The organism is Streptomyces rubradiris (assembly GCF_016860525.1).
Taxonomy (GTDB): Bacteria; Actinomycetota; Actinomycetes; order Streptomycetales; family Streptomycetaceae; genus Streptomyces; species Streptomyces rubradiris.
Genome location: NZ_BNEA01000015.1, coordinates 1,984,317 through 1,997,931, shown reverse-complemented (window position 1 = coordinate 1,997,931; position 13,615 = coordinate 1,984,317). Strand labels below are relative to the sequence as shown.

The 13,615-nt window shown below is 72.6% G+C and carries 13 protein-coding genes; 12 read left to right on the top strand and 1 reads right to left on the bottom strand.

Features of this window, described 5'->3' with window-relative positions:
- Window positions 1-19 precede the first annotated feature (19 nt).
- The 3 genes from Srubr_RS22025 to Srubr_RS22015 all read left to right on the top strand — a co-directional run bounded on the left by Srubr_RS22025 (window position 20) and on the right by Srubr_RS22015 (window position 2,102).
- The gene (locus Srubr_RS22025; RefSeq protein WP_189989933.1) at window positions 20-1,150 is read left to right on the top strand and encodes an acyl-CoA dehydrogenase family protein; all 1,131 of its coding nucleotides are present in this window, start codon (window positions 20-22) and stop codon (window positions 1,148-1,150) included.
- Window positions 1,147-1,545, top strand: a complete 399-nt coding sequence (locus Srubr_RS22020) for a RidA family protein (RefSeq protein ID WP_189989936.1) — start codon at window positions 1,147-1,149, stop codon at window positions 1,543-1,545. The genes Srubr_RS22025 and Srubr_RS22020 overlap by 4 nt, the downstream gene beginning before the upstream one ends.
- Window positions 1,546-1,676: 131 nt before the next feature.
- Window positions 1,677-2,102, top strand: coding sequence for a DUF6299 family protein (locus Srubr_RS22015; RefSeq protein WP_189989937.1), 426 nt, complete (start codon window positions 1,677-1,679; stop codon window positions 2,100-2,102).
- Window positions 2,103-2,330: 228 nt separating this feature from the next.
- On the opposite strand, the gene Srubr_RS22010 is transcribed toward Srubr_RS22015, so the two are convergent.
- Window positions 2,331-3,179: a GntR family transcriptional regulator gene (locus Srubr_RS22010; RefSeq protein WP_189989940.1), complete on the bottom strand. Its 849-nt coding sequence runs from the start codon at window positions 3,177-3,179 to the stop codon at window positions 2,331-2,333.
- A 303-nt stretch (window positions 3,180-3,482) separates the two neighbouring features.
- Between Srubr_RS22010 and Srubr_RS22005 the strand changes: the two genes are divergently transcribed.
- The 9 genes from Srubr_RS22005 to Srubr_RS21965 all read left to right on the top strand — a co-directional run bounded on the left by Srubr_RS22005 (window position 3,483) and on the right by Srubr_RS21965 (window position 13,601).
- The gene (locus Srubr_RS22005; RefSeq protein WP_189989943.1) at window positions 3,483-4,757 is read left to right on the top strand and encodes an extracellular solute-binding protein; all 1,275 of its coding nucleotides are present in this window, start codon (window positions 3,483-3,485) and stop codon (window positions 4,755-4,757) included.
- Between the two features lie 105 nt (window positions 4,758-4,862).
- Complete coding sequence (locus Srubr_RS22000; RefSeq protein ID WP_189989946.1) at window positions 4,863-5,861, top strand: carbohydrate ABC transporter permease; 999 nt, start codon at window positions 4,863-4,865, stop codon at window positions 5,859-5,861.
- Window positions 5,858-6,688, top strand: coding sequence for a carbohydrate ABC transporter permease (locus tag Srubr_RS21995; RefSeq protein WP_189989948.1), 831 nt, complete (start codon window positions 5,858-5,860; stop codon window positions 6,686-6,688). The genes Srubr_RS22000 and Srubr_RS21995 overlap by 4 nt, the downstream gene beginning before the upstream one ends.
- Window positions 6,689-6,695: 7 nt before the next feature.
- On the top strand, window positions 6,696-8,183 hold the full coding sequence (locus Srubr_RS21990) for a glycoside hydrolase family 3 protein (protein ID WP_189989951.1): 1,488 nt from the start codon (window positions 6,696-6,698) through the stop codon (window positions 8,181-8,183).
- Between the two features lie 166 nt (window positions 8,184-8,349).
- The gene (locus Srubr_RS21985; RefSeq protein WP_189989953.1) at window positions 8,350-9,381 is read left to right on the top strand and encodes a phytanoyl-CoA dioxygenase family protein; all 1,032 of its coding nucleotides are present in this window, start codon (window positions 8,350-8,352) and stop codon (window positions 9,379-9,381) included.
- Window positions 9,378-10,670 carry a DUF6271 family protein gene (locus Srubr_RS21980; protein ID WP_189989956.1) on the top strand — a complete coding sequence of 431 codons (1,293 nt, stop codon included), beginning with the start codon at window positions 9,378-9,380 and terminating at the stop codon, window positions 10,668-10,670. The genes Srubr_RS21985 and Srubr_RS21980 overlap by 4 nt, the downstream gene beginning before the upstream one ends.
- Complete coding sequence (locus tag Srubr_RS21975; protein ID WP_189989959.1) at window positions 10,667-11,908, top strand: type III PLP-dependent enzyme; 1,242 nt, start codon at window positions 10,667-10,669, stop codon at window positions 11,906-11,908. The genes Srubr_RS21980 and Srubr_RS21975 overlap by 4 nt, the downstream gene beginning before the upstream one ends.
- Complete coding sequence (locus tag Srubr_RS21970; protein ID WP_189989962.1) at window positions 11,905-12,426, top strand: GNAT family N-acetyltransferase; 522 nt, start codon at window positions 11,905-11,907, stop codon at window positions 12,424-12,426. The genes Srubr_RS21975 and Srubr_RS21970 overlap by 4 nt, the downstream gene beginning before the upstream one ends.
- Window positions 12,426-13,601, top strand: coding sequence for an MFS transporter (locus tag Srubr_RS21965; protein WP_189989964.1), 1,176 nt, complete (start codon window positions 12,426-12,428; stop codon window positions 13,599-13,601). Before Srubr_RS21970 ends, Srubr_RS21965 begins: the two co-directional genes overlap by 1 nt.
- Window positions 13,602-13,615: the final 14 nt, after the last annotated feature.

The following is a 13,615-nucleotide window of genomic DNA, read 5'->3' as shown; positions in this document are numbered from 1 at the left end:
CCCGGAGGGAGGAACGGCCGTGTCCGCATTCGCACTCGCGCCGGAGCAGGCCGCCTGGTGCGCCGAGCTGCGCGCGCTGGCCGCCGGGCGGCTGCGCCCGCTCGCCGACCGGGGTACACCCGGCCACGTCGACCGGCCGCTGCTCGCCGAACTCGGCCGGACCGGCCTGCTGGCCCGGCTGTTCGACTCCGGGGCGCTGGAGCTGTGCCTGCTGCGGGAGTCCCTCGCGCAGGGCTGCACCGAGGCCGAGACCGCCCTCGCCCTCCAGGGCCTCGGCGCCCACCCGGTGCACGCCCACGGCACCCCGGCCCAGCGGGAGCGCTGGCTGCCCCGGGTCGCCGACGGCAGCGCGGTCGCCGCGTTCGCGCTCAGCGAGCCCGGCGCCGGGTCGGACGCGGCGGCGCTGTCCCTCGCCGCCGAACCCGACGGCGACGGCTGGCGGCTCACCGGCGCCAAGTGCTGGATCTCCAACGCCCCCGACGCCGACTTCTACACCGTCTTCGCCCGCACCACGCCCGGCGCCGGAGCGCGCGGGGTGACCGCCTTCCTCGTCCCCGCCGACCGGCCCGGACTCACCGGCCGCCCGCTGGAGATGCTCGCACCGCACCCCATCGGCGCCCTCGACTTCGACGCCGTGCCCGTCACCGGCGCCGACCTGCTCGGCGCGCCCGGCCGCGGCTTCGCCGTCGCCATGGGCACCCTCAACCTCTTCCGGCCCAGCGTCGGCGCCTTCGCGGTCGGCATGGCCCAGGCCGCGCTGGACGCCACCCTCGCCCACACCGCCCGGCGCGAGGCGTTCGGCGGCACCCTGCGCGACCTCCAGGCCGTCTCCCACCAGGTCGCCGAGATGGCCTTGCGCACCGAGGCGGCCCGGCTGATGGTGTACGCGGCGGCCTCGGCGTACGACGCGGGGGCCGACGACGTGCCCCGGCGGGCCGCGATGGCCAAGCTGCTGGCCACCGAGACCGCGCAGTACGTCGTCGACACCGCCGTCCAGCTGCACGGCGCGTGCGCCCTGCGCCGCGGCCACCTGCTGGAGCACCTCTACCGCGAGGTGCGCGCGCCGCGCATCTACGAGGGCGCCAGCGAGGTGCAACGGAGCATCATCGCCAAGGAGTTGTACGCCACGGCGGCGAGGGAGGCCCGGTGACGGCCGAGCGCGTCAACCCGCCCGGGCTGTCCCCGCCCACCGGTTTCAGCCACGCCGTGGTCGCGGCCGGCACCCGCGTGGTGTTCCTGGCCGGGCAGACCGCCCTCGACGCCGACGGGGAGATCACCGGGGACACGCTGCCCGAGCAGTTCGACAGGGCCCTCGGCAACCTGCTCGGCGCCCTGCGCGCGGCCGGCGGCACCCCCGCCGACCTGGCCCGGGTCACCGTCTACGCCACCGACCTCGCCGCCTACCGCGCCCACGCGCCCGAACTGGGACGGATCTGGCACCGGTCGGCGGGCCGGGACTATCCGGCGATGGCCGTCGTCCAGGTCGTCCGGCTGTGGGACGAGCGGGCGCTGGTGGAGCTGGACGGGTTCGCCGTACTGCCCTGACCCCGGCCGCGGGCACCCGGCACAACCGTCGGGAGCACGGACGCGCCACCGTAGGGGTGACGGTCACGTCCGCGGGCCCGGCCGCCCGGTACCAGTGGAGGCCTCGAACCCCTGCACACGGGAGGTACCCCATGCCCGTCCGCCGTTCCCTCCTCGCCGCCGCCCTCGGCGCCGCGGCGCTGCTGTGCGCGACCGCCGCTCCGGCCGCCGCCGCGCCCGGCGAGTACATCACCGTCGACGCGACCGGCCGGATCGCGGCCGACGGCACGGTCACGCTCTCCGGCAGCTACCGCTGCACCGGCGCCACCGGGCCCGCGTTCATCGGCTCCTCGGTCAGCCAGGGCACCGTCCGCCAGCAGGGCATCGGCGGCAGCGGCGCCCGCTGCGACGGTGTCGAACACCGCTGGCAGAACTCCGGCAAGCCCTACGGCCAGACGCTGCGGCCGGGGCCCGCGCGGGTGCAGGCCACCGTCGTGGAGCTGCGCCCCTCGGGCATCGTCCTGCTGCCGGTCTTCCACGCCCAGTCGGACCGCGACATCACCCTCGTCCAGGGCTGAGCCCCGCGCCACCGGTTCAGTGACCCGTCCGGCGGCTGTCGCGGGCTCCCTGGCCGCTCAACGGCCCGTCCGGACGGCTGTGGGGCGGCTCCCAGCCGGTTCACGGCCCGTCCGGGCGGCTGCGGTCGGTCGGCTTCCTGCCGGTTCGAGGTCCGGGCCGGCTGTCGTCGGCTTCCCGCTCGCTGCCGGTTGACGACCCGCCCGGGCCGTCGCCCGCTCCTCCTCGGGTCACAGCCCCTCCAGGGCCGTGACCCGCTCCCCGCCGGTTTCCGGGCCGTCCACGGCCGGCGGGGCCGGTACGCGTCGGACCACCGTGCCGCCCGGCCGGCGCAGGGCGGCGACGAACTTGTAGCGGGAGCCGCGGTAGACCGAGCGCACCCACTCCACCGGGGTGCCCTGCGCGTCCCGCGAGTGCCGGGACAGCAGCAGCATCGGCAGCCCCACGTCGGTGGCCAGCAACTGGGCCTCGCGCGGGGTGGACAGCGACGTCTCGATGGTCTCGTCCGCCTCGGCCAGATGGACGCCGTAGACCTCGGCGAGCGCCGTGTACAGCGACGGGTAGGTGGCCAGCGAGCGGCGCAGGCCGGGGAAGCGGCGCACGGACAGGTGGGTCGTCTCGATCGCCATCGGGTCGCCGCTGGCCAGCCGCAGCCGCTCGATGCGCAGCACCCGTTCGCCGATCCCGATGCCGAGCAGGCCCGCCAGCTGTTCGTCGGCCGGCACCTCCCCGATGTCCAGCACCTGCGAGGCCGGGGTGAGGCCCTGGGCCCGCATGTCCTCGGTGTGCGAGGTGAGCTGGAGCGTGCGGTACAGCTTGGGCTGGGCCACGAAGGTGCCCTTGCCCTGGATCCGGTCGAGCCGCCCCTCGCCGACGAGCTCCTGCAGGGCTTGGCGCACGGTGGTCCGGGAGGTGTCGAACCGGACGGCGAGCAGCCGTTCGGCGGGCATGGCCGAACCGGGTTGCAGCGCTTCGGCCATCGTCAGGAGCTGCTGCTTGATCCGGTAGTACTTCGGCACGCGCGCGGTGCGGCCGGGCGCCCCCCGGTACGGATGGGCGCTGCTGACGTCGGTGGTCATGCCTGCCTTCCCGGCTGTGTCGATGGGCTCCCGTTATAGCGACCAACTCCCGTATGGTCTAGTCCAACTGAACGGTCCGGGCGAAAGGGACGGAACGCGGAGGGACGCGCTCCGGTGACTTTCTCGTAACGGCCCGGACCGGCTTCCCGAACCACCCTTGACACTCCAAAAGGTCTAGGCCAAGCTCCACCGTACTGGTCTACACCATTAGTGGCCAGGTCCCGAGCCCTACGTGCAACAGCGTCGTACCGCAGGTCACCGCCGAGGGCGTGGGGGGTTAGTGGCATCCCTGAGGAGGGTGGCGTGAAGCGCAAGCTTGCGGCCGCGATAGTGATCGCGGGCATGATGGTCTCCGTGTCGGCGTGCGGCGGGGACGACGGCGACGAGGGCAACGCGGGACCGGACAGCTTCAAGGGCCAGACGCTCACCGTCTGGGCGATGGACGGCTCCACCCCGGACCAGTGGGTCAAGGACGTGTCGGCCGCGTTCGAGAAGAAGACCGGCGCCAAGGTGAAGTTCGAGACCCAGAAGTGGGACGGGATCCAGCAGAAGATCACCACCGCCCTCTCCGAGTCCACCCCGCCAGACGTGATCGAGGTCGGCAACACCCAGACCCCGGCCTACGCGGCCACCGGCGGCCTCGCCGAACTGGACGACCTGAAGAAGGAGATCGGCGCCGACTGGACGCCGTCGGTCTCGCAGTCCTCCGTCTACGACGGCAAGCAGTACGCCGCTCCCTGGTACTTCACCAGCCGCGTGGTCATCTACAACAAGAAGATCTGGGCCCAGGCCGGCATCAAGGACGTCCCCAAGACCCGGGACGAGTTCTTCAAGGACCTGGAGACCATCGACAAGAAGACCGACGCCGAGCCGATCTACCTGCCCGGCCAGAACTGGTACTTCTTCGACGGCCTGACCATCGGCCAGGGCGCCGACCTGGTGAAGAAGCAGGGCGACAAGTACGTCTCCAACCTCGATGACCCCAAGGTCGCCAAGGCCATGGAGATCTACAAGAAGTACGCCTCCTACTCCCAGGCCCCCAAGGACAAGGACGAGGCCACCCCGCAGCAGGCCGAGGTGTTCGCCAACGGCAAGACCGGCGCGTTCATCGGCATGGGCTGGGAGGCCGCCACCGCGGTCAACGCGAACAAGGCCATCGAGAAGGACCTCGGCTACTTCCCCATCCCCGGCGAGAGCGCGGACAAGCCCGAGAGCGTCTTCCTCGGCGGCTCCAACCTCGCCGTCGCCGCGGGCAGCAAGAAGCAGGCCCTGGCCAAGGAGTTCCTGCGGATCGCGCTGTCCGACCAGTACGAGGGCCAGCTTGCCAAGCTCAACGGCGTCATCCCGAACAAGAAGGCGCTGGAGTCCAACCTCAAGGGCAACCTGATCGCGGAGGCCATCGCCCCGGGTGCCTCGGTCGGCGGCACCACCCCGCTGATCCCCGAGTGGGGCGCGGTGGAGAACAACCCCAACCCGATCAAGTCCTACATGACGTCCGTGCTGAACGGTAAGTCCCCGGCACAGGCCGCCCAGCAGGTCGAGGACGAGATCAACAAGCGCCTGGCCCAGCAGAACTAATCACCGCGCCGGGGGTGCCACCAGACGGCACCCCCGGCCCACGCCTTGGCCGTGCCACGGGTACGGCCACGGTGTTTCGTACGGCCACGGAAGAGATGGCAACTCATGTCAGTGCAGACCGAAGGCACGGACACGGCCGGGGAGCCCGCTGTCCGCAAGGCCCGGGTGCCGGCCTCGCCACGAGGTGACGACCGCACCTTCGGGGCCCCCTCCCGGCGTCGCGCCGCCGCCCCCTACCTGCTCCTGCTGCCCGCGCTGCTGGCCACCCTGGTGCTGCTCGGCTGGCCGCTCGTGAAGAACGGCATGCTGTCGTTCCAGAACCTCAACCCGCGCCAGCTCATCCAGCACCTCACCGAGTGGAACGGCGTCGACAACTACGAAGAGGTGCTGACCGCCGAGGAGTTCTGGCGGGTCGTCGAGCGCTCCGTGTTCTTCACCGCCGTCAACGTGGCGCTGATCATGGTGCTCGGCACGCTGATCGGGCTGCTGCTGGCCCGGCTCGGCAAGCGGATGCGGCTGCTGCTCCTGTTCGGCCTCGTGCTCGCCTGGGCCATGCCGGTGATCGCGGCCACCACCGTCTACAAGTGGCTGTTCGCCCAGCGCTTCGGCGTCGTCAACTGGGTGCTGGACAAGCTCGGCTGGCACTCCATGGCCGACCACAACTGGCTGGAGACCCAGTTCTCCACCTTCGCCGTGGTCACCCTGCTGCTCGTGTGGCAGTCCATCCCCTTCGTGGCGATCAACCTCTACGCCGCCACCACCACGATCCCCCGGGAGCTGTACGAGGCCGCCGCCCTGGACGGCGCCGGCACCTGGAAGGGCTTCACCTCCGTGACCCTGCCCTTCCTGCGGCCGTTCCTGTACGCCACGACGTTCCTCGAAGTCATCTGGATCTTCAAGGCGTTCCCGCAGATCTTCGCGATGAACGAGGGCGGCCCGGACCACCTCACCGAGACCCTGCCGATCTACGCCTTCGTGGAGGGCGTCGGCAACCAGCACTTCGGGCTCGGCGCGGCGATCTCCTTCCTGACCATCGCGGTGCTGCTCGTCATCACCTCGTACTACCTGCGCATGGTGCTCAAGCAAGAGGAGGACGAGCTGTGAAGCGCTCGCTCTTCGGCCGCTTCTGGCCCAACGCGACCGCCGTCGTCCTCTTCGTCGGCTTCGCGTTCCCCGTGTACTGGATGTTCGCCACGGCCTTCAAGCCGACCGGCGACATCATCACCGACGACCCGGTGTGGTTCCCGACCGACGCCACCCTGGAGCACTTCAAGACGGCCGTCGACGCCGACCACTTCTGGACCCTGGTCCTCAACTCGGTCACCGTCACGCTGCTGTCGGTCGCGTGCTCGCTCGTCATCGCCCTGCTCGCGGCCTTCGCCCTGACCCGGATGCGGTTCAAGGGCCGGCGCGGTCTCATCGTGACGTTCATGCTGGCGCAGATGGCTCCCTGGGAAGTCCTCATCATCGCCATGTACATGATCGTGCGGGACAACGACATGCTCGACAGCCTGGTCCCGCTCACCGCCTTCTACACCATGATGGTGCTGCCGCTGACCATCCTGACGCTGCGCGGCTACATCGCCGCCGTGCCCAAGGAGCTGGAGGAGTCGGCGATGGTCGACGGCTGCACCCGCCCGCAGGCCTTCGTGAAGGTGATCTTCCCGCTGCTCGCGCCCGGCCTGATGGCGACCTCGCTGTTCGGCTTCATCACCGCCTGGAACGAGTTCCCGCTCGTCCTGATCCTCAACAAGTCCGCGGAGAAGCAGACCCTGCCGCTGTGGCTGTCGCAGTTCCAGACCGCCTTCGGCGACGACTGGGGCGCCACCATGGCCGCCTCGTCCCTCTTCGCGCTGCCCATCCTGATCCTCTTCATCTTCCTGCAACGCAAGGCTGTCAGCGGTCTGACCGACGGCGCCGTGAAGGGATGACGCCCCGATGACCATCATCGCCCCCGGCACCGACACCCTCACCCGCAACGCCCTCGCGGTGCTCCAGCCCGGCTTCGACGGCACCACCGCCCCCGACTGGGTGCTCCGCCGCATCGACGAGGGCCTGGCCTCCGTCGCCCTGTTCGGCCGCAACGTCGTCAGCGAGGAACAGGTCACCGCGCTCACCGCGCAACTGCGCGCCGGACGGGACGACCTGCTCGTCGCCATCGACGAGGAGAGCGGCGACGTCACCCGCCTCGACGTGCGCACCGGCTCCGCCTTCCCCGGCAGCCACGCGCTCGGCGCCGTCGACGACCCCGGCCTGACCCGGTCCGTCGCCCGCGAGCTGGGCCGCCGCCTGGCCGCCTGCGGCGTCACCTTCGACTGGGCGCCCTCCGCCGACGTCAACGCCAACCCCGACAACCCGGTCATCGGCGTCCGCTCCTTCGGCGCGAGCCCCGACCTGGTCGCCCGGCACACCGCCGCCTGGGTCGAGGGCCTGCAGTCCTCCGGCGTCGCCGCCTGCACCAAGCACTTCCCCGGGCACGGTGACACCAACGTCGACTCCCACCACGCCGTACCCCGCATCGACGTCGACGCCGACACCCTCTACGAGCGCGAACTGCCCCCGTTCCGCGCGGCCATCGCCGCCGGCACCCGGGCCATCATGAGCGCTCACATCCTGGTGCCGGCCCTCGACCCGGACCGCCCCGGCACCCTGTCCCCGCGCATCCTCACCGACCTGCTGCGCGGCGAACTCGGCTACCAGGGCCTGATCGTCACCGACGGCATCGAGATGCGCGCCATCTCCGGCACCTACGGCCTGAACCAGGGTGTCGTCCTCGCGATCGCGGCCGGCGCCGACGCCATCTGCGTGGGCGGCGGACTGTGCGACGAGGGCACCGTGCTCGGCATGCGGGACGCGCTCGTCGCGGCCGTGCGCTCCGGCGAACTGCCCGAGGAACGGCTCGCCGACGCCGCCGCCCGGGTGCGCGACCTGGCCGCCTGGACCGCCGCGCACCGCGGGGACGCCGCCGAGGCCACGCCCGACCCGGAGATCGGCCTCGTCGCGGCCCGCCGCGCGGTGACCGTGACCCGCACCGGCACCGCGGCACCGGTCACCGGGCCGGTGTACATCGCCCGGTTCAACCCGGCCCCGAACATCGCCGTCGGCCACGAGACCCCCTGGGGCGTCGCCGACGAGCTGGAGCGGCTGCTGCCCGGCAGCACCTCCGGGACCTTCACCGGCGACGACGCCGGAGCCGCCGCCCTCGCCGCGGCCGGCGGACGCCGGATCGTCGCCGTGGTCCGCGACGAACACCGGCACCCCTGGATGCGCGCCGCACTCGACACCCTGCTCGCCGCCCGGCCCGACACCGTCGTGGTCGAGATGGGCCTGCCGCAGGCCCCGCCGCGCGGTGCCCTGCACCTCGCCACCTACGGCGCCGCCCGCGTCTGCGGAGCGGCCGCCGCCGAGGCTGTCCTGGCCGGCTGACCTCCTTTCACCCCCGGCCGCCCGCCCTCCCCGGCGGGCGGCCACCCTCCCCGTGCTTCCTTCCGTGGACCGGTGGCCTTTTCACGCCCTGACGTATGCCACCGGCACATGTCTCACGTCCGACCCGCAGGTGTTGTCGTCCCGATTCACCCCGGAGTGTGAACACATGCACGAGCCCACCCCCTACCTCCACCGAGCGGCGACCGGCCGCCCCTACTTCAGCGCCGACGGCGAGACCTACCTCGCCCCGACCCCGCTGCGCGACCTGGAGAAGACCGAGCCGCTGCGCGTGCTGTCCGAAGCGGACTTCGCGTTCTGGCAGACCTACGGCTACGTCGTCGTCCGCGAGGCCATCACCCCCGGCGAGGCCAAGGCCCTGCTCGACTTCGCCTGGGAGTTCCAGGGACTCGACCCCGACCGCCCTGACACCTGGTACGAGGAACCCGAGTTCCGCTCCGAACTCGACCGCCACCTGTACATCTACGGCTTCGTCGAGGCGTACCACCACCAGCTGATCTGGGACAGCCGGCAGAACCAGCGGGTCTACGACGCCTTCGTGGACGTCTGGGACAGCCCCGAGCTGTGGGTCACCCTGGACCGGCTCAACCTCAACCCGCCCAACGTACGCACCCGTTCGCGCTCCCTGATCGAACCCACCGACGAGGGCTTCGACATCGAGCTGCACTGGGACGTCGACTCCACCCGCGCCGTGCTGCCGCAGCGCGTCCAGGGCATCATCGCGCTCACCGACACCCGGCCCGAACTCGGCGGCTTCCAGTGCGCGCCGGAGCTCTTCCGCCGCTTCGAGGAGTGGCGGCTCGCCCAGCCACCCGGCCGCGACCCGGTCCGCCCCGCGATCGACCGCGCCGAGTTCCCGGTGGTCCGCCCCGACCTCCAGCCCGGTGACCTGCTGATCTTCAACGGGATGCTCGCCCACGGAGTGGCGCCCAACCTCTCTGACAACGCTGTCCGCGCCGTCCAGTACCTGTCGATGATGCCCGCCCTGGAGGAGCACACCGCCCTGCGCGACTCCCGCGTGCACTCCTGGCGCACCCTGGACACCCCCGACTGGAACGCCACCCTGCTCGGCGACGCGCGCACGCCGGAAGCCCTCCGCTACGGCCCCGCCGAACTGAACGACCTGGGCCGCAAGCTGCTGGGGCTGGACTCCTGGGCCGCCGGGGAAGGCCACCGGTGAACCGCGTCTGCCTCGCCCTGCCCACCAACCGCGCCTGTTCCGCCACCATCACCGCCCTGCACGCGGAAGCCGCCTACGCGGTACGGAACTCCGGCGCCGACGTCCAGATGCTGATCCTGGACTCCGCCGACGCCCGCACCCGGGCCGCCCACGCGGCGACCGTCGCGGCCCTGCCCCCGCAACCGGGCGTGACCGTCCACCACCTCGACGAGGAACACCAACGCGACTGGCTGCGCCGGACGATCGCCCGGTCCGCGCTGCCCGGCCCGGACCGGCTGCTCGACCTCATGCTCCCGCCCGCCGTCTCCTACGGCGCCTGCACCAACCGCGCCTTCCTGCTGGCCGCCTCCCTGGGCTGCCACTCCGTGCACCGCAGGGACTCCGACAGCACCTACCAGGTCCACGCCGGCGAACCGGTGTTCCCCGTCCACCACGAACTGCCCTGGCTCGGCCGCCCCGCCGCCGAGGCGACGGCAGCGGTCACCCGCACCGACCTCGACCCGGCCCTGGCCCACCGCCCGGTCGCCCTGGCCGGCGCCTCCTTCATCGGCGAACTCTCCGTCGACATCGCCGGGATACGCCGCCTGGACGAGGCTGTCTACCACGACGTGGTCGGCCTGTGGGCACCCGGCGACTGGCCCGAGGACCGCCGCCGCGCGCTGGTCGAGGAGTCCTTCACGGGCGCGGGCACCGACCCCTTCACCGGTGACCACTCGACCCTCACCGTGGTCGACCCGATGCGCGTCGACATGTGCAACATCGCCTTCGACCGGGCGGTGTACGAGCGGGTCCCGCTGCCGCCCGCCACCGACACCATCGGCAGCGACTACTTCCTCTTCCACCTCGTCCACGACGCGGGCCTGCCCGGCATCCTGCACAACCGCCACATCGAGAACTTCCACACCCCCGAACGCCGCACCGACACCGGCTTCCCCGCCTACCAGCGGCGGTTCGTGAAGTTCCTGCTGTCGATGCTCCACTTCCACCACGTCTACGACCGCATGGCCGCGGAGGGCGCCGCCGGCCTGCTCGACGCCGACCACCGGGTCCGCCCCGACCGGGTGGCACGGCTCGTGCGCGAGAGCACCACCCTGGACCGCGCCGAGAACATCTGGCGCCTGGACCGCGTGGACACGGCGTACCGCAAACTGGGCGGCAGATACGCGATGTTCGCCGACCAACTGGGCGAGGAACGCGGCGAGTTGCTGGACCAGGCGGCCAGGGACATGGAGGACTTCGCGACCCTCACCGAGGCATGGCCGGCATTGATCGAGGCGGCCCGCACATGAGCGCCCCGAAGGGGCGCGGGGAACGACGCGACAAGCCACAACGCACCCGCACCCGCGAGACAACATCCCCGGGCACATCGACAGGCGCACCCACAACCGACCACATCCGCTACGACCTCACCGGCATAGAGCACCAATACGACACCCTGCTCGGCGAGTTGCCCGGCACGGACATCCGCTTCGCCCTCAAGGCCTGCCCAGTGGACGAAGTACTCCGCTGCCTGGCGGACCGCGGCGCCGGCTTCGACACCGCGAGCCCCGCCGAGATCCGGCAAGCCCTGCGAGCCGGGGCGCAGCCCCACCGCGTCCACTACGGCAACACCATCAAGTCCGACCACGACATCGCCGAAGCCCACCGCCTGGGTGTCCGCACGTTCGCCACCGACAGCCTCGAAGACGTCACCGCGATCGCCCGGCACGCCCCCGGCGCCCGCGTGTTCTGCCGGCTGGCCACCAGCGGCCGGGGCGCCCTGTGGGGCCTGAACCGCAAGTTCGGCTGCGACCCGGACGACGCCGTCCGCATCATGGCCGCCGCCCGCGCGGCCGGCCTCGTCCCGGCCGGACTCTCCGTGCACGTCGGCTCCCAGCAGCTGACCGGCGAGGCCTGGCAGCAGGCCCTGGACACCCTCGCCGGGACGCTGCTCGCGCTGGCCGGGCGGGGGATCGTACCCGACCACGTCAACCTCGGCGGCGGCCTGCCCGCGCTCGGTTACCTGGACCGGCGCGGCACCCCGCTCGACCCGCCGCTGGACAAGATCCTCACCGTGCTCCGCGAGGGCATGGAACACCTGAACGGACTGGTCGCAGCCCCGCTGCGGTTCGTCCTGGAGCCGGGCCGGCACCTGGTCGCCGACCACGGCGCGGTCCGCGCGCACGTGGTCCGGCTGACCGAGCGCACCGGGCCGGACGGCCGGCCCGCCCGCTGGCTGTACCTGAGCGCCGGCAAGTTCAACGGCCTGTACGAGATGGACCAGGTGACCCACCCGCTGCTCTTCCCCGGGCGGGAGACCGAGGAGCACGTGCCCGCCGTCGTCGCGGGCCCCACCTGCGACGGCGACGACGCCTACGGCGGCGGCCGGCACCCGGTGCCCGTCCCCCGGTCCCTCGCCTCCGGCGACCCGGTGTGGATCCTCTCCGCCGGCGCCTACGCCCCCAGTTACACGACCCAGGGCTTCAACGGCATCAGCCCGCTGCCGTGCGTGTGCGTACGCGGCCCGGAAGGACTCCCACTGACATGAACGACCGTCTACGGGGCATCACCGAGGCCGACTGGCCCCGGCTGGCCGCCCTGGAGAGCGAGGCGTACGCGGACCTCTCCCTCGCCGAGGGCGAGGCGGCGCTGCGCTCCCGGGCCCGCGCCTCGGCCGGCACCTGCTTCGTCCTGGAACGCGACGGCCGGCCCGCCGGCTACCTCCTCGCCCTGCCCTACCCCCGGTTCCGCTGCCCCGCGCTGGGCAGTCCGGAACCGGCCGTCCACGACACCGCCAACCTGCACCTGCACGACATCGTCGTCAGCGTCCCGCTGCGCCGCCGGGGGCTCGGCACCCGGCTGGTGCGCCACCTGACCGAGACGGCCCGGGCGCGCGGCTTCGCCACCGTCTCGCTGGTCGCCGTCGGCGACAAGGCGGAGTTCTGGCGCGCCCGCGGCTACCGCGCCCACCCGTCGGCCCCGGTCCCGCCGGAGTACGGCCGGGGCGCGGTCTACATGTCGGCGCCGGTGACCGCCCTGGCCCGGCCGCACCGGGAGGCGGTGTGATGCCCGTACCGTCCTTCGCGCGCGCCAAGTGGTCGATCGCCGCGCTGTTCTGCTTCCTCGGCTTCCAGTACGGCACCTGGATCGCCCGCCTGCCCGCGCTGAAGACGCGGCTGGACCTCGGCGCCGGCGAGGTGGGGCTGCTGCTGATGGCCTGCGGGGCGGGCGCCGCGGTCTCCTTCCCGCTGATCGCCGTGCTGATGCGGCGGCTCGGCTCCCGGCGGCTGTCCCTGGTGTCCGCCGTCGCCCTGATCGCCGTACTGGCCGCCCTGTCCGTCGTACCGAACTACCCGCTGGCGCTGCTCGCCGTGGCCGCCGACGGGGTCGCGGTCGGCTGCCTGAACGTGGCCATGAACGCGCAAGGGGCGGCGCTGGAGAAGGCGTACGACCGCACCGCCATGTCCCAGCTGCACGCCACCTTCAGCGCCGGGCTGCTCGCCGCCGCCCTGCTGGCCTCCGGTGCCACCGCCGTGACCGGGTCCGTCCCGGCCCACTTCGCCGTCGCCGGCGCGCTGCTGCTGCTCCTGCTCGGCGGTGCCCGGCCGGGCCTGCTCGCGCACGAGGAGCCGGCCCCGGCCGCCGAGGACGGGCCGAAGCCCAGGGCCCGGCGCGGGCTGCCGTCCGGTACGACCCTGCTCATGGGCTGTGCCATGGCGTTCGGCACCATCACCGAGGGCGCGATGAACGACTGGTCGACGCTCTACATGGAGGACGTCGTGCAGGCGTCGCCGAGTATCGCGCCGCTCGGCATCGCGGTGGTCTCCGTGATGATGCTGCTGGCCCGGGTGTGCGCGGACCGCTGGCGCACCCGCTGGGGCGACGGGCCGGTGGTGCGCACCGGCAGCGCGGTGGCCGCCGTCGGCCTGGCCCTCGCCCTGCTGGCCGGGGGAGTGGTGCCCACGCTGCTCGGCTTCGCCTGCGTCGGCCTCGGCGCCGCCGCCGTCACCCCGTGCGTGTACGTGGCGGCGGCCGGACACGGCTCCGACGCCCTCGCCCTGGTCGCCGCGATGGGCACCACCGGGCTGCTGGGCGGCCCGGCCCTGATCGGCTTCGTGGCGAGCGCGGCCAACCTCACCCTGGGCATGGCCACGGTGGCGGCCTGCGCCCTGCTCGTCACGGCGACCGCCTTCCGCATCCCGTGGCGGACCCGGGCCGCCGCGCTCGCCGAGCCGGGCTGAGCGGACCCGGGGCC